At 31.8% G+C, this 20,202-nt stretch carries 17 protein-coding genes and 4 pseudogenes; 18 read left to right on the top strand and 3 right to left on the bottom strand.

Annotated elements, in window-relative coordinates:
• Window positions 1-129: 129 nt before the first annotated feature.
• The 15 genes and pseudogenes from NSQ40_RS18775 to folE all read left to right on the top strand — a co-directional run bounded on the left by NSQ40_RS18775 (window position 130) and on the right by folE (window position 15,235).
• A pseudogene (locus NSQ40_RS18775) lies at window positions 130-2,370 on the top strand (N-acetylmuramoyl-L-alanine amidase family protein).
• Window positions 2,371-2,962: 592 nt separating this feature from the next.
• A complete protein-coding gene (locus NSQ40_RS18770; RefSeq protein WP_191664200.1) occupies window positions 2,963-3,670 on the top strand; it encodes an IS6 family transposase in 708 nt (235 codons plus the stop codon).
• Window positions 3,671-4,283: 613 nt separating this feature from the next.
• Window positions 4,284-5,318: a bis-aminopropyl spermidine synthase family protein gene (locus NSQ40_RS18765; protein ID WP_003203729.1), complete on the top strand. Its 1,035-nt coding sequence runs from the start codon at window positions 4,284-4,286 to the stop codon at window positions 5,316-5,318.
• A 20-nt stretch (window positions 5,319-5,338) separates the two neighbouring features.
• Window positions 5,339-7,006 (top strand): carbamoyltransferase family protein, encoded by a 1,668-nt coding sequence (locus NSQ40_RS18760; RefSeq protein ID WP_003203730.1) that lies wholly within the window; start codon window positions 5,339-5,341, stop codon window positions 7,004-7,006.
• 13 nt (window positions 7,007-7,019) lie between these two features.
• Window positions 7,020-7,778, top strand: a complete 759-nt coding sequence (locus tag NSQ40_RS18755) for a DUF5591 domain-containing protein (protein WP_033796904.1) — start codon at window positions 7,020-7,022, stop codon at window positions 7,776-7,778.
• Window positions 7,744-8,523: a glycosyltransferase family 2 protein gene (locus tag NSQ40_RS18750; RefSeq protein ID WP_033796905.1), complete on the top strand. Its 780-nt coding sequence runs from the start codon at window positions 7,744-7,746 to the stop codon at window positions 8,521-8,523. Before NSQ40_RS18755 ends, NSQ40_RS18750 begins: the two co-directional genes overlap by 35 nt.
• 11 nt (window positions 8,524-8,534) lie before the next feature.
• Window positions 8,535-9,308 (top strand): class I SAM-dependent methyltransferase, encoded by a 774-nt coding sequence (locus NSQ40_RS18745; protein WP_003203737.1) that lies wholly within the window; start codon window positions 8,535-8,537, stop codon window positions 9,306-9,308.
• 157 nt (window positions 9,309-9,465) lie between these two features.
• Window positions 9,466-10,131: a PIG-L deacetylase family protein gene (locus NSQ40_RS18740; RefSeq protein WP_003203739.1), complete on the top strand. Its 666-nt coding sequence runs from the start codon at window positions 9,466-9,468 to the stop codon at window positions 10,129-10,131.
• Between the two features lie 17 nt (window positions 10,132-10,148).
• Window positions 10,149-11,147, top strand: coding sequence for an ABC transporter ATP-binding protein (locus tag NSQ40_RS18735; RefSeq protein WP_003203740.1), 999 nt, complete (start codon window positions 10,149-10,151; stop codon window positions 11,145-11,147).
• Window positions 11,144-11,935, top strand: a complete 792-nt coding sequence (locus NSQ40_RS18730) for an ABC transporter permease (RefSeq protein ID WP_033796906.1) — start codon at window positions 11,144-11,146, stop codon at window positions 11,933-11,935. Before NSQ40_RS18735 ends, NSQ40_RS18730 begins: the two co-directional genes overlap by 4 nt.
• 2 nt (window positions 11,936-11,937) lie before the next feature.
• The gene (locus NSQ40_RS18725) at window positions 11,938-12,726 is read left to right on the top strand and encodes an ABC transporter permease (RefSeq protein WP_003203745.1); all 789 of its coding nucleotides are present in this window, start codon (window positions 11,938-11,940) and stop codon (window positions 12,724-12,726) included.
• A 12-nt stretch (window positions 12,727-12,738) separates the two neighbouring features.
• Window positions 12,739-13,404: a 7-cyano-7-deazaguanine synthase QueC gene (gene queC / locus NSQ40_RS18720; protein WP_003203747.1), complete on the top strand. Its 666-nt coding sequence runs from the start codon at window positions 12,739-12,741 to the stop codon at window positions 13,402-13,404.
• Window positions 13,404-13,895 carry a 6-carboxytetrahydropterin synthase QueD gene (gene queD / locus NSQ40_RS18715; protein ID WP_000426941.1) on the top strand — a complete coding sequence of 164 codons (492 nt, stop codon included), beginning with the start codon at window positions 13,404-13,406 and terminating at the stop codon, window positions 13,893-13,895. The genes queC and queD overlap by 1 nt, the downstream gene beginning before the upstream one ends.
• Window positions 13,888-14,604 carry a 7-carboxy-7-deazaguanine synthase QueE gene (queE, locus tag NSQ40_RS18710; RefSeq protein ID WP_033796907.1) on the top strand — a complete coding sequence of 239 codons (717 nt, stop codon included), beginning with the start codon at window positions 13,888-13,890 and terminating at the stop codon, window positions 14,602-14,604. The genes queD and queE overlap by 8 nt, the downstream gene beginning before the upstream one ends.
• A 43-nt stretch (window positions 14,605-14,647) precedes the next feature.
• On the top strand, window positions 14,648-15,235 hold the full coding sequence (folE, locus tag NSQ40_RS18705) for a GTP cyclohydrolase I FolE (protein WP_003203751.1): 588 nt from the start codon (window positions 14,648-14,650) through the stop codon (window positions 15,233-15,235).
• 160 nt (window positions 15,236-15,395) lie between these two features.
• On the opposite strand, the pseudogene NSQ40_RS18700 reads toward folE, so the two are convergent.
• Together NSQ40_RS18700 and NSQ40_RS18695 are read right to left on the bottom strand one after the other, a co-directional pair.
• Window positions 15,396-15,556 (bottom strand): annotated as a pseudogene (locus NSQ40_RS18700) (IS6 family transposase); the annotation flags it as partial.
• A gap of 179 nt (window positions 15,557-15,735) precedes the next feature.
• Window positions 15,736-15,828: pseudogene (locus NSQ40_RS18695) on the bottom strand (IS6 family transposase); the annotation flags it as partial.
• A 1,181-nt stretch (window positions 15,829-17,009) separates the two neighbouring features.
• Here NSQ40_RS18695 and NSQ40_RS18690 point away from each other — a divergent pair.
• The 3 genes and pseudogenes from NSQ40_RS18690 to NSQ40_RS18680 form a co-directional block, all read left to right on the top strand.
• Complete coding sequence (locus tag NSQ40_RS18690; RefSeq protein ID WP_241776707.1) at window positions 17,010-17,249, top strand: hypothetical protein; 240 nt, start codon at window positions 17,010-17,012, stop codon at window positions 17,247-17,249.
• 165 nt (window positions 17,250-17,414) lie between these two features.
• On the top strand, window positions 17,415-17,795 hold the full coding sequence (locus NSQ40_RS18685; protein WP_033796864.1) for a BA_1872 family lipoprotein: 381 nt from the start codon (window positions 17,415-17,417) through the stop codon (window positions 17,793-17,795).
• A 30-nt stretch (window positions 17,796-17,825) separates the two neighbouring features.
• Window positions 17,826-17,987 (top strand): annotated as a pseudogene (locus NSQ40_RS18680) (IS6 family transposase); the annotation flags it as partial.
• 258 nt (window positions 17,988-18,245) lie between these two features.
• Here the strand turns inward: NSQ40_RS18680 and NSQ40_RS18675 are convergent.
• Window positions 18,246-20,198 (bottom strand): bifunctional metallophosphatase/5'-nucleotidase, encoded by a 1,953-nt coding sequence (locus tag NSQ40_RS18675; protein ID WP_003210542.1) that lies wholly within the window; start codon window positions 20,196-20,198, stop codon window positions 18,246-18,248.
• Between the last annotated feature and the right edge of the window lie 4 nt (window positions 20,199-20,202).

Raw genomic sequence — 20,202 nt, 5'->3', positions numbered from 1 at the left:
ATAAACAAAGAGTGAAGAACAACGTGATGAATGAAAAGACAAAAAGAAGTTATGATAATTTCTCGGTGCTTATTATTTTACAGTATTGTGTTTAAGAAATCTAAATCTTACTAAGGAAGGAAAACAAAAATGAAAAAAACATTTAAAATAAGTGGATTTGGAAAAAAGGTGATTCCTGCCACAGCGGCATTAGGTATTCTTTTTTCTGTAGCTCCTGTTGCAGAGAACCAGGCAAGCGCAAAAATAAGTGCAGGGTTTATAGCTAAAGTGCTGGACGTGACTATTACTTCATTAGGAGCAGCGAAAGATATTTATGAAGCAGTTGGCGAAGAGGTGGGGGGGTGCTGACCTAACTAATTACGCGGGTCCATATGCAGAGAATGTATCTTACAGAGCTCCTAACTTTAAATCGGGGGAATTTAATATTTCTGTGCATCATACGAAAGATGATGGGAATTTTACTAAATCGATTAAAGTTCTCTATCCGAATGGGAAAAGTGGGATTCACAACTTAAGTTCGGGGCAGCAACTTCAGATTACAGAAGCAGGTACAATCGTAGATCTAGAGCCGTATGCAAAATCTGCTGCAGAATACAATCTTCTTTATATTACACAAGCACAATTGGATGAAGGTAGAACTGGCGTTGCGCTTAATCAAGAAATTACCTTATATGTAGAAAAAACATCTGGTCAAAACAGCATTCTTGTTAATGAATTTTACAAGAAAAAATTTGGAGCAAATTCTCTTGACGGTTTTAAAGGGTTAGGAGTGGACCGCTTTTCTTATTTAACAGAAGAACAAAAAAAGTTAGCAACATTGACTTCAAAACCAACAAATAGAGAAACTCTTTCTAATTATGTTACGAATAATCCTGAAGCTCTTGCAGATTTTAATAAACGATCAAGTAATATTTTAGCAGATACCGCTCAAATCCTAGAGACACCTATTACATCGGTATATAGCATACTAAATGATGGTAACCCTTATCAAATTATTCCTTATAAAAAGGGGACAAATAAAGTAATCGTTAAAAAAGCTCGAAATATCTTTCGGGAAAAGAAGAAAATGCGCTTCAATATTCAGATGTGATTGGTGATGATGAAGTGCTTGAACTGGTCATGATTGACAATAAATCTCATGACAATAAAGTTCAGTTCCATTTGGTAAACAAGAATGGTGTACCTTTAATTGCTGGCCTTAGCTCACAATTATTCCATAGTCCAGATAGTGGTAATGATGACCTTTCTTTTACTGCAAAAACTAACAATGAAGTTCACAACTGGTTAAGAGAATGGTATCCAGGTAAAGGAAATGAGAAGCAGAAATATGAAGGGATAGAATTCGAATATAAGGATGGAGAAAATTTCCCAACGGCTGCAAAAGACTCCTCTGGAAATGTGCTAAAGAACACTTGGATAGACCAGGGTGCAGATTATTATTATGCAGGTTCTGATGGTGTCTTCTTAAAAGGTTGGAAAGAAATCGATGGTAAAACATATTATTTTCATCCAGATACTAGACAAGTATTATCGACAAGTGGCTCTAATGGCAATCATGAGATTGATGGGAAGCAATACCACTTTGATAATAAAGGTGTCTTGCAACGATCAGCGTGGAGAGATCAAAGCTATTCTGATGCTTCTGGAGCGTTCATTAAAGAAGGTCTACGAGAAATCGAAGGTAAAATTTATTATTTCCAAAATTACCTGGCAAATACAAATGAAATACGCCTAGAAGATCAAAATGTTATTCTTCATTTTTCTGACAAAGGTGTACTTGAGAAGGCTTCTGATTTGAATGGGAAAGCACTAGATACTATTACTCGTGTTAATCTTGACGGGAAACGACTAGTATTTGAGAGAGACGGCTCTATTAGAAAAACAGGAGTATCTAAAATCTTTTTACCTGGATTTGATACAGAGAAGCAGGCTGCAATCGTATATTACAGCTTAGAAGAAGGGGATTCCTATTCTGGTTGGAAGGAAATTGACGGAAAAAAATACCGCTTTAAAGATGGCATACACTATACTTTAGATGGTCATGAAACCATTGAAGGAAAAAGATATTATTTTAATAATGACGGACAAGCTATGATGACAGGGTTTGAGAAAGCGAATGGTAAGATATACCATTATGATGATAAAGGCGTAAAGCAGACAGGGTGGCAAGAAATAGATGGTAAATGGTATCGCTTCGATGATTCTGGAGCAGCCAAGATAGGATGGTTCAATGGTGATTATGAAACGCATCATGGTCAATATGGATATTTTAGGTATTATGCTAAAGAGGATGGATCAATTCACCAAAATACCACTGTTCAAATGGATGGTAAAACATGGACGTTTGATGACAAGGGACACAGACGTTAATAATACCAAAAAGTTTATTTTTTTACTTATGAAAGAAATCTTACAAAACTGTCATCTTTATGTAAGGTTATTAGATAGTACAACTATTATTTCAATGTAATAATAAAGGTATAAGAAATACATACATAGAAAAATATAATAGGCAGAGGTAATTATAAGATGATTTTAAAACTATCATTTATACTTTTTGGAGTACTCTTAGTATTATGGGGTATATATAGTACTAAAAAATATGAAACATTTTTAGACAAAATCACTGGAATAGGACAATTTTTAGCCGGAATTGCATGTATAATTATAGGGATTTTAAACTTTATAATTAAATAATTTTTAAAGACAGAAAATGCTTCAGCTTACTATGAAAAAAGAGGTTGGGAGCGCATTGAAACAGTTCTAGATGAACAAGGCGAAAATGTCGATATTTTTAAATATGCATTATTGAAATGATGGGGGCCATCATTAAAGATTTAGCTCTCGAATTAAACAACTTTATTATTCATTTTTTCTGGTTCTGGTGCAAAAACTCTTGCAAGTAATCTCCTAAACTTGGACATACTGATAGTATTACTCTAGAAAAAGGTGTGTGATCGATATGGAAAAGGAAAATTTGTTCAAATGGAAGCATTATCAGCCGGAACTAATCTTATTAACAGTAAGGTGGTACCTACGGTACAATTTGAGCTTCCGTAACCTAGTGGAAATGATGGAGGAACGAGGCTTATCCATAGCTCACACACCGATTATGCGATGGGTTCATCAATATAGACCTCAATTAGAAGAGAAAGTACGACATCATCTTAAAACAACATATGATTCATGGAGAGTCGATGAAACTTATATTAAAGTGAAAGGGCAATGGATATATTTATATCGTGCCGTTGATTCAGAAGGGAATACCATTGATTTTTATCTAAGTAAATCAAGAGATAAACAAGCAGCCAAGCGCTTTTTCAAGAAAGCCTTGGCTTTTTCGTACATTTCTAAACCTCGTGTGATAACAGTAGATAAAAACCCTGCCTATCCTGTAGCGATTCAAGCGTTGAAAGAAGAGAAACATATGCCCGAAGGCATAAAGATAAGGCAAGTTAGGTATCTCAATAATATAGTGGAACAAGATCCCCGTTTTATTAAGAAACGTGTGCGCTCTATGTTGGGGTTTAAGTCATTTAAAACTGCAACTTCTATATTGAGTGGTGTTGAAGTCATGCATATGATAAAAAAGGGACAGATTGATTTACGGAATCAGTCTATCCAAAATCAAAAAGAGTTCATCCACCAAGTGTTTGGACTTATAGCATAAAATACGATTTCACTAGGAATCTACTATTATCCGCGTTCTTCTTCATATATTTGCACCAGAACCCATAATAACGCCTCCATTTCATTCTATTTTTATGATAATTCACTGGTATTTGTTAGCACAAAATCCCCCAATAATCCCAAAAATAAATATTTTTTTGAAAAATTTATAAATAAAAAAATCGACAAAAATTTCTAAAAAAGGGCTCTATACTAGGTTTTTTTAAAAATCTTAATATATAAATTATAATAATAAAAATACCCATAATTATTCCTGGTATTGTTTTATCAGGAAAAATTTTACTTAATTTTCTGAATAAATTTTATCCACAAATATAAATTTTTTATTAATCAGAAAATTCTATTTTTATGATAGTATTGGTGGTGCAGCTCTGTTGCAAATATTTGAATTACACAATTATCTATATAAGGGGGGAATGTGAAATGGAAAAGGAATATATTCATGAAGAAATGTTAGAGCTTGAAGATCTTGAATTAGATGAAGAGGATTTACTAATTCGTGCAGGCAAGACATTAGGTTAAGTTTTAAAATAAGGAGGTTACATATGCAGTTTAACTGTATATGTAACTTTTTTTAAGGTAGGGTATACAGAATGAAAGAAAATAAGATTATTTTATTATATGAAAGATTTATTGAATTAGACTATGAAGAAGAGTTAGATAAAGTACCAAAATTAAAAAACAGAGGGGTACTTTTGAATTTTTGGAAAAAATGGTATGAAATTAGTGAAAAACAATTCGAATTTATAATTTGGAAGTCCATTAATACTGTAGATACTTTAGATGATCTAGTCAAAATAACTGGGACTTTAAGTCTGGCTTTAAGATTATTAAAAGTATTAAAAGAAAGAAATTTAGTTGAAATTATAGAAAATAAAATAAGGTTTTCACAAGAGTTAACAAGTAGTATTTTATATGAACCAACCCCTCTTCGTAATACAGGATATGAGAATAAAATAAACAAAAAAAAATATGCTCAATTTAAAGCTACTTGGGATAGTTCGTTGAGGAGAGCTGAAATAATAAATCAAGAGTTATCGTCTAATAAAAATATCTTTTTTTGTGGAGATGATGATTATACAAGTTTAGCCCTTAAACAATATAAAAACAGAGAAATAGATGTAGGAGATATTGACGAAGAAATGATTGAATATTTGAAACATACAAACAATGATATTGGGTTTTATAATTTTGATGTTAGAAATGAAGTTATGGAAGATTTAAGGAATAAGTATGATGCAATACATTGTGACCCTATAGATGATGGTAGAGGGTTAGATTTGTGGTTAAATAGAGCTAATGAATTATTAAAAGGTCAAAAGGGTGATTTAATTTTTTTAAATATAAGTGTTAAAAGATTAGGTAATAGGGTGGTTTATTTGCAGAATTTCTTGACATCTTTAGGTTTTTATTTAAAAGAAATTATTCACGATTTAAGTTCTTATAAAGTGGCTGAAGAGCCTTACATTGATGAAGAATTAATAAAAAGGGACTTAGATAGCATTGGTTTTTCTAAAGGTACATATCATAATTTGTATATTCAAACAGACATGTTAGTTTTTGTACGATTAATAGATAAACCAACCCTTTTTCCGCAAGAATATTATGAGATTAGAAGAAAAATATAAAATAACTGCGAGGTAAAATAATGTATGTTTTAGGAGTCAATGGGTGGGACTTTGATATTCATGATGCAAGTGCGTGTTTATTTTATAATGGTAAATTAATAGCTGCAGCTGAAGAAGAAAGATTTATTCGTCAAAAAAAGGCATTAGATAAAATTCCATATAATTCAATAGCTTATTGTTTAAAGGAAGCTGAAATTACTCCAAATGAAGTAGATCATATTGTTATGGGTTGGGATGTAGAGCAATTATATTTTGAGAAGTATTCAAAGAAGCTTAACAAAGAAGATTGTCTTGAAAAGGTTTTTCCGAAGGGAATTTTTAAGAGAGATAAAGATCCCCAAATTCATATGTGTTCTCATCATTTGGCACATGCTTCTGGTGCGTTTTTTAGTTCGGGATTCAATGAAGCTACCCTAATAGTTATTGATGGGAGTGGAGAAGAAGAGTCAATAACGATAGCAAAAGGAAAAGGTAATAAAATAGAAGTACTAGAAAAATACCCGCTGGAACATTCTTTAGGTATTTTTTATGAAGCATTAACTGTATTTTCAGGTTTAGGGAGGCATAATGAAGGGAAGTTAATGGGCCTATCTTCATATGGGGAAGAAATATTTGAATTTCCTGATATACTGGAAAACCCTTTGAAACCAAATAAAAATATAGTTAGTATGAATGGTAAATATTTTTCGGTATTAAAAGATTGGATAAAAGTTATTAATAGTATAACAAAGATTGCTCCTAATTATATTAAGTATGAATATAATCCAATAGATTCAATACTATTAATGAATTCATCGGTAATGGAATATAAAAATATTGCAGCCTCAGGTCAGGCAGCCTTGGAAAGAGCAATTGTTAAGCTTGTAAAAAAAGCTATTAATCTAACTGGAATAGATAATTTGTGTCTTTCGGGAGGAGTAGCATTAAATTGTATAGCGAATAGAATGATAGCTGATTTACCAGAAGTGGATAGTTTGTACATTCAACCAGGTGCTTCAGATAGTGGGGTAAGTATTGGAGCAGCTTCATGGTTTCTTGCCGAAAATGGTATAACGCCTAAGTTCACTGAAGATCATGTATATTCTGGTCCGGAATTTCCTGATTCTAGTATCTTAAATATATTAAAAAAATATAATCTATCATATATAGAATTAGGCTCTAACAAATATGATAAATGCTCCGAGTTATTAATTCAAAATAAGGTAATAGGAAGATTTTCTGGAAAGATGGAATTCGGCCCTAGAGCTTTAGGAAATAGAAGCATAATAGCTAGCCCTCAGAGGAGGGATATGTTAAATAAAGTAAATACTATTAAGAAAAGAGAGCAATGGAGACCATTGGCTCCTAGCATCATAGATGAAAACGCTTCTGTAGTATTAGAAGAAAAAATAAATAACCCTTATATGCTGTTAAATTCTACTGTTAAAAAAGAGGTACATCATTTAGTTCCAGCAATTGTTCATGTTGATGGATCAACAAGGGCTCAAGTAGTTACGAGGGATATGAATTCTGATTATTATGAAACAATCCGCAACTTTTACCAGAAAACAGGAATTCCTGCAGTTATGAATACATCGTTTAATGTAGGAAAAGAACCAATTATTTGTAACCCAAGTGATGCTATTAGGTCATTTTATGGATCAGAGGTGGATGCCCTTATATTAGGTTCATTTTTGATTATTAAATAAAGGAGGAGAGATTTTGAGAAATAGAAATTATTCTAATCTAAAAGATGGAATGATAGAGGATTTGTTACTTAATAAAAAAAGTTATCCTAACTACCCAGAATATATACTATTAGATTTAATAAAAGAGGAAACAATTTTTAAACGAGGAGCTTGCTCAAAGTATATTCAGCAGGAAGAGTTCAATACATGGCAGGAATATTTTTGTGGGGATTATTACGAAAAGCCTCTGGGGAAAAGAATTGCTTTTTTACAAGTTTGTACTTGGGCTAAACCATATGACTTTTCATATATTGGTAAAAAAATTAGACAAGTTACAAATAAATACCCTATGGTTCATCCAATTATTCTATCAAATGCGGGAGTTATACCATATGAATACCAAATGAACCCTACTTTTTGTGCATACGATTGGATGGAAGATATTGAGGATCCAGTAATTTACGAAGAATTGATGAAAGAATATAGGGATGTATTGATACAAAGAATTAGGAGATACCTAGAATCAAATTCATACGATGTAGTAGTACAATATGGTGTACCGGTAAAAAAATATTCAATGGCTCCTGCAATTAAAGATATTTGTAAGGAATTAGGAATTACTTTTCTTTTAACCCCAGATATAGAAACATATAGAAATAATAAAGATAAATTAGTCGAGTTAAAGGATTCAGGGGAATTTTATTGTTTAGATGAAGTTCTGAGTAGTATGGATAATTGCTTAAATAAGGTGAGTAGATATGTTGAATCTATCAATTGTAATACCAGCTTATAACGATATCAGATTAGAAAAGTGTTTAAAGAGTATTGATGAAAATGTAGAGGTTGTCGTTGTCTTAAATGGTGCAACAGAAGAAGTAAAAAAAATCGCCTATTCTAGCGATGCAGTAATTGGCGAATTACCTACACCTAATTTAGCAAAAGCATATAATTATGGAATTGAAATTTCTAGTAAAGATAATGTGTTAATTATGGATTCAGATTGTGTTTTTATGCCAGGTACCATCAATAAGTTATATAAATTATTAGATGCAGGATCTTTAGCTAAAGGAAGAGTGATGTTTTCATTTAACAGCAAAATTGGAAAAATCATTGCACGTGCAAGACATATACATACTTGCAAAAAAAATGCATATTCACCTCCATTGGCATTTAATAAAGGAATCTTAGCGAAGGTAAATGGATATTATTTTGATGAGAATTTATCTTGGACAGAGGATTATGATTTTGATATTAGAGTTAAATCTGCAAGTCTTAAGATTTTATATGATGATAATGCAAGAATTATTCATCCAGAGTTAAGCATTAAGCAAGATTTGAAAAGTTCATTTAATTACGGGATAGGTCATGCACGTGGGGTTTTACAACAAAAAAATGGTTATTATGAACCTAAAAATAAATTAAGATCGATTATTAACTCATATAAGTATATCAAAAAAAAATACGGTTATTTAACTGCTTTCTATCTCATATTTTGGCAGATTGCCTTTTATAGGGGATATGAAAAAGAAATACATTAAGGAGGAAAACAATGCAGCAACAATACGATGAAATTTCTGAATTATACGACATTATCATCCCAGAACCTGATGGTATTTTTGATTTTTACAGTGGTTTGGTAAAACCAAATGATGAAGTTTTAGATTTGGGGTGCGGTACTGGTAGATTATCTTTTATTCTTGCTGAAAAAGGCGCTAATGTAACTAGTGTTGATATATCAGCAGGAATGATTGAAAAAGCTAGTAAGAAGTTAGATGAGATGCCAAATATTAAGGATAAAATAGAATTTAAGGTTTCTTCTGCTACAGATTTTAAGTCTGAAAGAAAATTTGATTTTATATTTATGTCTGGTGGTGTATTTGAATATTTACTTACATCGTCACAACAAAAATTAGCTCTTAGAAATATTAAATTACTATTAAAAGAAGGCGGGATTTTTGTTTTCGATATTATTACACCTCCAACTATTCTTCCTTATTCTAAGAGAGTGAGTGATGGAGGAAATAGTCCTATTAAAGGGGAGAATTTTAAAAATTATAAAGTTAAATCATGGGATGTCGTAAAAGCAGATCATTATAAGCAAATAATTGAAACCACTTGTTATTTTGAGGTTTATGACATAGCAGATAATTTCTTAAGTAAAAAAGAATTTAAATTTCTTGCAAAATATACTTTACCATCCGAAATGCAGTATCTCTTAGAAATAGAAGGATTCAATATAAAAAAATTTTATGGTGATTACAATAAAAATCCTTTTGGGAGGAATAGTGAATTTATGGTGTATGAATGTAGGAAGCAAGGGTAGAATTTTAATGATATACAGTGCGAATAGACGCTCTTAAAAAAGTATATTTTTCTAGTGGAAATAAAATGTATCCAGTTAGTATAGGGACTCCAGAGTAAATAATTTTTAATTAAACTAATAGGTAAATGATTTACCTGTTCAATAAAGGTGATGCTGAATGAAGGATATAGTAAAAAAACATTTAGTTATAGCGCCACACCATGACGATGAAGTCATTGGCTGTGGTGGAACAATTGCTCAAGCTATTAGTAAGGGTGAACATATAAAAGTAATAATAATTACAAAAGGAGATTTATCTGGAGGTGTAGGGGATTTAAATGAAATTGTTTCAAATAGAGAAAACGAGTGTATAAAAGCTTGTAATACATTAGGGATAGAAAAAGAAAATGTTAAATTTTTAAAGAAACCAGACAGATCACTTGTGTATTCTTTAGATTTTGTGGAAGAAATTATTCACGAAATCTCTCTATATAAGCCTAATTTTATTTATTTCCCCCATGATATGGAAAGTGATAGGGATCATCGAATAGTAAATGAAGTTGTATCAGAAGCAATATTCCTGTGTCAATCAGGGTTCTTAAAAGAGGATTGTGCTCCTTATATAAGGATGTGTTTACAGTATGAAGTATGGACTCCCATGAAAAACTATCAGGTTGTAAAAGATATTACCAGGTTTATTGAACTGAAAAAAGCATCAATTAAAAAATACGAATCACAACTTAAAACATTAAATTTGGTTGATGGAGTTTTGGGGTTAAATTCTTATAGAGGTATGCAGGCAGGAGTGCAATTTGCAGAAGTTTTTAGAGTGGTAAGTAAGTAGTAAGAAGGAGAGAGAAGATGGATATCATTGAAATTGAAAATGTATCAAAAACTTTTGAAAGAGTAAAAATTGAAGAAGGATTAATAAACTCTTTCAAGAGTTTATTTAAAAGAGAAAAGGTCAAGGTTACTGCTTTAAGTGATGTGTCATTCAAAATAAAAGAAGGTAAAATAATAGGGCTTATTGGCGCGAATGGTGCTGGTAAGTCTACCTTAATGAAAGCAATGGTTGGGTTAATTAAACCAACTTCCGGGAGAATTTTGGTAAATGGATTTAACCCCCATAATAAGAAGAAAGATTTTTTAAAGTCAATTGGCGTTGTTTTAGGCCAAAAAAATCAGTTATGGTGGGATCTTTCCCCTTACGAAACATTTTTATTACATAAAGAAATATATGAACTGTCTGATACAGAGTTTAGAAAGAATGTAGATGAATTAGCTGAAAATCTTGGGGTATCAGAAATTCTTAAATCGCCAGTAAGGAATCTATCGTTAGGAGAGAGAATGAAATGTGAGTTAATTGCTTCAATCTTACACTCACCTAAGATATTATTTTTAGATGAACCGACTATTGGATTGGATTTTCTTGCTCAAAAGAATATTAGAAATTTTCTCAAGAATTATTGCAAAGAAAGAAATACAACCGTTGTAATAACTAGCCACTATTTCCCAGATATATATGAGTTATGTGAAGAATTGATAATATTGAAGAATGGAGAAGTTGTTTTTAATAACAATTTCAACAAAATAAAAGAAGAAATTAAGAGTTATAAATATATATCTCTTAGCTTTGAGAATGAAATAAATTCTCAAGATCTTAAGAAATATGGAGAAGTTAAAGAGTCGGATAAATTTAGTGTAACAATAAAAGTTCAAGATAAGTTAGTAAACGAGACCATATCTAGCATATTAAAAGAATTCAATGTTATTGACTACAATTTGACTGAAATGTCATCACAAGACCTCATTGAAGATATTTATTCAATGGAATCGACTGGAGTGAAAATAACAGTATGAAGAAGTATTTAAAACCAATGATGCTTTCATTTCAAGCGGTTTTTCAGTATCGCATGAATGTTGTATTATATATGATTTTTGGTTTAATACCGCTTGTGGCTTTAATACTATTGTGGCATTCTCTCTTTGAAACACAAAACAATATTCAAGGCTATACTCTTGAAATGATGATTACTTATGTAATAATTGCTAAGTTAATTGAACTTTTACTAATTCCTGAAATGCACTGGTCGATAAATGAGGAAATACAATCCGGTGAATTGTCAAAATATCTTACAAAACCATTTTCATATTTTGGATATTGGTTTAGTCATAATTTAGGTAACAAAATTATTCAGGTATTGATGTCAGTGATACCGATAATACCGATAATATTCCTGAACAGGGATTATTTCCTTTTGCCTACTTTAAAATATACTTTCCTGTTCATTCTTTCAATAGTAGGAGCATTAATACTATATTATATGATTTATTATTTGATATCACTCTTCTCATTTTACTTTGTAGAGATATCATCCTTTTTCTTTACTGTAGATATAGTATTAGAATTATTATCTGGATCGCTTATTCCGCTTGAATTTTTACCAGCTCCGTTAAATACAATAACTCAGTTTTTACCTTTTTCATACTTGATTCACTTTCCGGTAAATGTATATTTAGGAAATTTAAGTGGCACTGAAATTGTAAATGGATTAATTTTACAAGTGGTATGGTCTTTAGTTTTCTATGGCCTTATTAGAGTACTTTGGAAGAAGGGGTTAAATAAATATGAATCTGTTGGTGCATAAATATGATTAGATATTTAAAAATGTTAAAAGCAATTCTTAAAATTAATTTAAGTAATATTATGATGTATAGAGTTAACTTTTTTTTAAATATATTAGATAGCGTTGTTTGGTTCATTGTTACATTAATATTTTTTAATAGTATATTTGATAGTTTTGGTAATATTAATGGTTGGAATACAAATGATATTTATTTGCTAATTGGAACTAGTGAGTTGATAAAATCTTTGATGTTTACTCTTTTTATTAATAATCTACCGTATATACCGGGTTTAGTTAACCAAGGAAGTTTAGATCATATATTGTTTAAACCTATTAATAGTCAGTTTCTAGTTTCATTAAGAAAGCTTGATTTAGGGAATTTAGGGAACTGTTTACCAGCCGTACTGTTAATTAGTTATGCATTATTACAAAAGGGAGAGAGTGTTAGTATTGTAAATGGATTTTCTTTCTTGGGTCTATTGCTTTTAGGGATTTTACTCTCGTATTCTCTGTGGTATATTTTAATGACTTTATCTATATGGTTAACCAAAGTTGAAGGTATGCATGAGTTATTTCTTGGTACTATGACATTACTTAGATACCCATCTTCCTTATATAAAGGAATAAGTCGATTTGTTTTTTTATTTGTTTTTCCTATTGTTATTGTTAGTAATATTCCAACTTATGCTTTAATTGGTCGATTAGAACTAAACGATGTATTCGTGTTAATGGGTTATTCTATTGGATTTTTTATTATTTCAATTTATTTTTGGAAGTTTGCCTTAAGATATTATAACAGTGCAAGTAGTTAAGGGGAGAATAAAATGTACTCTAATGATAAAGCAATAGTTGTTTTTAGTGGTGGGCAAGATAGCACAACATGTTTATTTTGGGCAATGCAACAGTTTGCGGAGGTGGAAGCTGTAACGTTTAACTACAATCAACGTCATAAGTTAGAAATTGATTGTGCAGCGGAAATTGCGAACGAGCTTGGCATTAAACATACAGTGCTAGATATGAGCCTACTAAATCAGCTAGCTCCAAATGCGTTAACAAGAACAGATATGGAGATTACACACGAAGAAGGTGAATTACCATCGACATTTGTAGATGGGCGAAATTTACTATTCTTATCATTTGCTGCTGTATTAGCAAAACAAGTTGGAGCACACCATATCGTAACAGGTGTATGTGAAACTGATTTTAGTGGTTATCCAGATTGCCGTGATGTGTTTGTGAAATCGTTAAACGTTACATTAAATTTATCAATGGATTATCCGTTTGTCATTCATACACCACTTATGTGGATTGATAAAGCAGAGACATGGAAAATAGCAGATGAACTTGGAGCATTCGAGTTTGTTAGAGAAAAAACTTTAACATGTTATAACGGAATCATTGGTAATGGTTGCGGTGAATGTCCAGCGTGCCAACTTCGTAAAGCAGGTTTAGATACGTATCTACAAGAACGCGAAGGAGGGAATGAATAATGGAAAACTTTTTCGGATTTCGCATTGTAGAAAATTTGCAAAAAATGGACAAGGATATTCAGCGTGAGCAATTAAAATACCATAATAAAAGAGTAATGGTCAGTAAGGAATTTACATTTGATGCAGCACACCATTTGCACTGTTATGAAGGGAAATGTAAAAATTTACATGGTCATACATACAAAGTTGTATTTGGTATTAGTGGATATGTAAATGACATTGGACTTGCAATTGACTTTGGAGATATAAAAGAAATTTGGAAAAATGAAATAGAGATTTATTTGGATCATCGCTATTTAAATGAAACATTACCAGTGATGAATACGACTGCGGAAAATATGGTCGTCTGGATTTATGAAAAGATGGCGGAAGCATTAACAAAAGGGAATCGAGCAGAAGAATATAAAGGAGCTCGTGTCGAATTCGTACGTCTCTTTGAAACACCAACGAGTTATGCAGAAGTAAGACGGGAGTGGATACTCGATGAGTAAGATTCCTGTTTTGGAGATATTTGGTCCAACCATTCAAGGAGAAGGAATGGTTATCGGGCAAAAAACGATGTTCATTCGCACAGCAGGTTGTGACTATAGCTGTTCTTGGTGCGATTCAGCCTTTACATGGGATGGCTCAACAAAAGAACAAATTAGACAAATGGCGCCAGAAGAAATTTGGAATGAACTTGTTGAAATTGGTGGAGAAAATTTTTCTCACGTTACAATTTCAGGTGGGAATCCCGTTTTGCTGAAAAATATTCAGTTTCTTCTTACTGTATTAAAAGAGAATGGAATTCGTACAGCGATTGAGACGCAAGGGAGTAAGTGGCAAGAATGGTTACTTCAAATTGATGAAGTGACAATTTCGCCTAAACCACCAAGTTCGAAGATGAAAACAGATTTTACGATGCTAGATTCTATTATTCATAAATTAGTAAGAAAAGATTTTAGTTTAAAAGTAGTCGTATTTGAAGATTATGATTTTGAATATGCAGTAAAGGTGCACAAGCGATATCCGCAAGTACCATTTTTCTTACAAGTTGGGAACGATGATACGAAAACGGTGGATGATGCGGCGCTTATTAAAAACTTATTACAGAAATATGAACGGTTGATTGAAAAAGCTGTACAGTGTAAAGAAATGAATGATGCGAAAGTATTACCTCAACTTCATGCTTTAGTATGGGGAAATAAACGAGGCGTATAAATAAGAGCATTTTATGAATAAATTAATAAGGTGGAAATAATATATGAGCTTAAAAACAATCCAAAGTGTAGAAATAGATACTGACAAAATTGAAGTAGCAGTAAAAATGATTCTTGAAGCAATTGGAGAAGATATTAATAGGGAAGGTATTTTGGAAACCCCAAAGCGAGTAGCAAAAATGTATAAGGAAGTTTTTCAAGGCTTAGGTCAAAACCCTTCTGAACATTTGTTAAAAATATTTAATGAAAATCATGAAGAATTGGTATTAGTTAAAGATATTCCGTTCTATTCTATGTGTGAACATCATTTGGTACCTTTTTTTGGAAGGGCCCACATAGGTTATATTCCCAATAATGGAAAAGTAACTGGGTTAAGCAAATTAGCTAGAGCTTTAGAAACCATATGTAAAAGACCACAGTTGCAGGAAAGAATAACCAATGAATTAGCAAATGTAATTTTTGAAACTTTAGAGCCAAAAGGAGTAATTGTTGTAATTGAAGCTGAGCATATGTGTATGACAATGAGAGGTGTGAAAAAACCTGGTTCAATGACTATAACTTCCTCATATAAAGGAATATTTAAAGATAATAGTGCACTTCGAAGTGAAGCTTTAAACTTGATAGAGGGATAGAATTACATCGTTATTACGCTAACAAAAAGAAATTTCCTTGAAATGAAAAAAGACGTTATTCTTTCTTATCTAATTAAAGAGGAATATGATATCAAAGGGTTTTGGTGCAAATATATAACGGAAAATGAAAGGGAGGGTAAATTCCTAACGGAATCATCCTTTATCCAGCTAATCCAAATAATTGATTGATAAAGATATTCTGATTTTGAACAGACTGGTCCCGTAAAATAAGTTTCTGTTTTTTATCATATGTATCGCTTCAATACCAGAAATCGTGGATTTAGCTGTGTAAAAAGATTTAAATCCTAACATAGGTTTAATCATAGGGTTCTTGCTGTAGATCGAAAAGTAATTATGTATATATGGGGTACGGAAACGATTCTGGGGGTTCTGGTGCAAATACTTAGGAAAGATATAAAGAGGCGAAAAGTTTCCTAGTGGAATCTAGTCTTAAGCAGCAATTCCAAATAGTTGATGGATGAACTTCACTGACTTGTCCAGTAAAACAAGTTGCCCCGTAGGTACCATCTTACTGTTTGCAAAATAATAATATGATGATAATGCTTCCACTTGAATAAATTTCGCTTTTCCATACTGATCACGCACCTTTTTAGAGTAATAGTATCAGTATGTCCAAGATTTAGAGATTACTTGCAATTATCTTGAAGTTTTCGCACCAGAACCCAAAATGATTGAAATTACAAAAAATGTTTATTTTAGAGTGCCTTCCTATGCTCATCAAACTAAGTTTATATAAACTTTGACTTCAAATAAGATTTTTAGTTTTTTAAAGATCTATTGTAGGTTTTATAAGTTAAAAAACAAAAAGAACTTGTAGGAATCACTACAAGTTCTTTTTAAGGTAAGGTGACAAAAAGGGTAACACAAACTATCTTAACAGGCATATTAGAAAAACATAGGGATGTTTCTTGATAGGTTTATTATATAACAAATATTAATATTTAAAAATTTTGTTAATTATGAAAACAAAATCATTTATTACTCTTGTATCAAACAAAAAATCCCACTTGTTTATTTCGTGTAAAACACTTTAAATCAATGTCGATATCATAATAAATTAGTAAAAATATAGATATAGATATAGGTAAATAGAGAAGAATGGGGCATTCTTACTTAATGACCTATATTTATATTTAGGATTAATTAACTATAATAAAATGAAACTCATGTTATCATTACATATAATTCATGAACATATTGAGAGTGCTGTGATTCTGGCTGTGTATTTTGAGAAGAAGTAAATTTGTATATTTTTCACAAGAAAGCATAAAAAAGACTTAGTCCTTGTGAGGAAAATAAGCCTTTTTACTATTTAGACTCACACAAGTGATCTGTGCATCAATTTAGCTTTGATAAACAGATCATTTGTAAGATAATAATTCATTGTAAAGAAGTAAAGATTACATGAATGCTTTTAATAGAGTTGTTACTAACGGAATTACTCCACCTAAAAATGATAAAACTGCAATTGCGATTGCCATAATAATTCCTCCTCTTTAAATTTCTGAATATTAAGAATTATATAAATTCATTATATTACAGATTTAAGAATATGACAATATCTTTTTTTATTCTCTCTAAGATTTCGAAATACACCCATAACAACATTTTTCACGCCACATTTATTCATGACAATTAAGTTCACTTTTTTCGTTTTGGGGTGGATTTGTTTTCTTAAGTTGATGGATGTGGGGTGGTACCCCATATTGAGCAAAGGGAAATTATTGAGCGGAAGTATTTAAAGAGTGAAGTAATGAGCGATAAGGCGATAAAGGCTCAAATGATGTTAGCTAATGATTGGTATTATTATCAGAAAAAGAATGCGGTTATGGCAATTGCGATAGCATTACGGATTATTGAAAAAATGTATCAGTCATTTCAAAAACAAATGATGATATTAAGGTTTGTGTCAAAGTTCTATAATGAAAATAAAAATGAAATCGAACGTTCAAGAGAATCTGTATTAAAATTTACAAAAAGAAATGTAGATTAAGTAAATTTACGGGAGTTTATTAGGCTGACAGGATGCGGATGTCATACAGATTATCAGTAAATAACAATTTTTAATTTTGATGAGTATGTTGGCTTATCAAAAAATGATAAAATAGTTACCGCAATGGTAAAATTTTATCATGATAAAAAAGAAAGGGGAATCTCTATGAAATTGCTACGTTCATTTCTCATTCTCACTCTTGTTGTATTGTTAAGCGCATGCAATACAGTAACAAAAGTCACAAAGGTTCAAAAAAATGGCGAAACGACTTTAAAAATTGGCTCCCTGCAAGGGTATCACGATGTGCAAACGATTAAAGCTGAAAAAGGAAATGTGGAAATTCCTTATGAGGCAGCCGTTGAAGAAGGTACGATTTTATTGCAAGTCACAAAAGACGATAAGGTCATTTATGAAGAAGAAGTCACTTCTCAAAAAGAAGGTTTGCTTTCTTTTGAAGCGCCAAAATCCGGATCATATGATTTAATTGTACGCGTGAAGGGTGAAGAAGAGAAAGCGAAAGGAATTCAAATACATACGAAGCTATGAAAAAACGGCAAGCGGAGTGTACCCGCTTGCCGTTTCGCTCGTTCCTTAGGATTTCAAAGTCTTCGTCATGCCTCACGTACGATAAAAGGGATAGAAACGCTTCATGCCATATACAAACAAAGACGAAGTCTTCAATCAGACTCCGTCTTTTCGACGTATAACGAATTACAGAATTTATTATCGGTTTCATAAAATTTGACCACAATCTTCCCATGTCTCTATGTGTAAAAAAACTTTGCAACAGACCCAATAAAATTATCAAACCTTTTTATAAAGAAATGAATCGATTACATTAAATAAGAGCATGTTTTGATCAATCTTTTTTCAAAACATGCTCTTTAGACTTGTCTTTATATCAAGGTTATTAGTAATAATTTAATCAAACTTTATTTTAAAGCTACAAGTATATCCAAGTTTAAGAGATTTTTTTGCACCAGAACCAGATTTTCCTTATATTTTTTTAATAATCCTATTAAGTTTTTTGTAAAATTCACCTTTTGTTTTTACATGATTAAACTGATTCGGATTCATATTAGCTTTTTGAGAGAGTGCTACAATCTCTTCTTTTGTAATTGAATCTTTAGTATTTATAGATGCTATATTTGTATATTTTCCATCTTCTGTTTTTGGAATTTCTAAAATTCCTTTATTTACAAGATCCACTACAGCCTTATGCTCTGAAGAATGTGTATCTACACCGGTAATTTTCCAATTATGCATAACTTTTGGCGTGTATACACCATTCTTTACCTCTTTTAAATATGTAATAGCAAGGTTACGAATGGTTCCACCTGTTTCTCCGAATGCATTCTCTTGTTTAGATGACCAAATTTGTTCAAACTTACGTCCCTCTAAAGCTCCCCCTTTTGCCTGAAGAGCCTCCATTCTATATGCATTCATTCCCAGCGTCATAACATCGCTCATTTTGATTGGTTTATTTGTACGAATAGATCGTAAATTTGTAATTCTACTTCCATATGGTTTTGTTAAGTCAATTTCGTATTTTACGCCTCCAAAGAAATCGTTCGTACTGTATTTAGACGCACGGCGGATTTTATCAAAGCTAACTGTTACATCTCCGGCACGAGATGAGTTAAAATACCCTGCCGCCCATTCCATGTAGTCTTTTAAATCTTTCCCAGTTATCTTATATACTGTAATTTCTCCCAAAGCATATTGGTAATTATACGCAATATCTTTCTTCTTAATAGGACCTACATCCAAACGGGCATAATCGTTATCAATTTGATGGGCTACTACATCTGCTTTGCTGTAATAGAGCATGACTTCATGAAAAAAATCTGATAAAGGTGTCTCTTGAATTTGCACACTTGGAATACCCTTTATTTCATTTTCAGGAACAAGATTTCTACCCTTTAATTGAGCGACTACAACATTTGCATCTCCTCTCGCATACTCGTGAAAAGGTGTTAGTGTTGCTTCAAGTGTAGGATCAGATAATACCGTTGTTCCATCAGCATTTTTTACAGGTAAAGCGGTAGCTGTTTTATCTTTTAAAACCAGCTTCCCATCTTGCTTTGTAAAAGTAAGGTCAATACGTGAGATATGCGTTCCATATTTATCTGGTTCTGTAATAATAACACCATTTACAACTTCTTTTTTAACAAGTTTATGCATATGAGCTGCAAAAATAGCGCTTATTTCCGGACAAGCATTCGCAATATCTTGAACCCCAGTACCAGGGATTCCATTCTCATTTTCTAGTCCCATATGCATAACCCCTACCATTACATCTACTTTACCTTCTAATTCTTTAATTACCTTTTTTGTCTCTTCTACTGGATTTTTCACTACTAAACCAGCCAAATGATCTGTCCCTTTTTCAAAATCACTAATCATTGGTGTATTCATGCCAATAATCCCAACTTTAATTCCACCTTTTTCAACAATCGTATATGCAGGAAGAAAACGCTCTCCATTCTCCTTATAAATATTTCCTGCTAACGTCTTTCCCTTATATTGCTCACTAACTTTTTTCAATGTATCTAATCCAAAGTTGAATTCATGATTTCCAAATGCCCAAGCATCATATCCCATTGCGTTCATCGCTACCATCATTGGAGATTGTGGCTTATCATTGAATAATTCTACTGAGTTTCCTTGAATTGTATCCCCGGCATCTAATAATATGGTATTTGGATTTTCTTGACGTACCTTCTTTATAACCGTATAAAGCTGCGTTAAACTTCCACTCATATTTGCACCATCAAGCGCATAATCCCAAGGCATAAATCTACCATGAATATCTGCAGTACCCAATAATGTAATATTAACATCAGATTCCTCAGCTTTAGAGATAGCTGGTTTGACTGTTACTGCTGTTCCAAGAAGTATAAGAATAACAAAATAACATACATAGTTCTTCCATTTCATTTTTGGCATAATA

Source organism: Bacillus sp. FSL K6-6038 (assembly GCF_038050455.1).
Lineage (GTDB): Bacteria > Bacillota > Bacilli > Bacillales > Bacillaceae_G > Bacillus_A > Bacillus_A pseudomycoides.
This window is presented reverse-complemented; position numbering and strand designations above follow the sequence as displayed.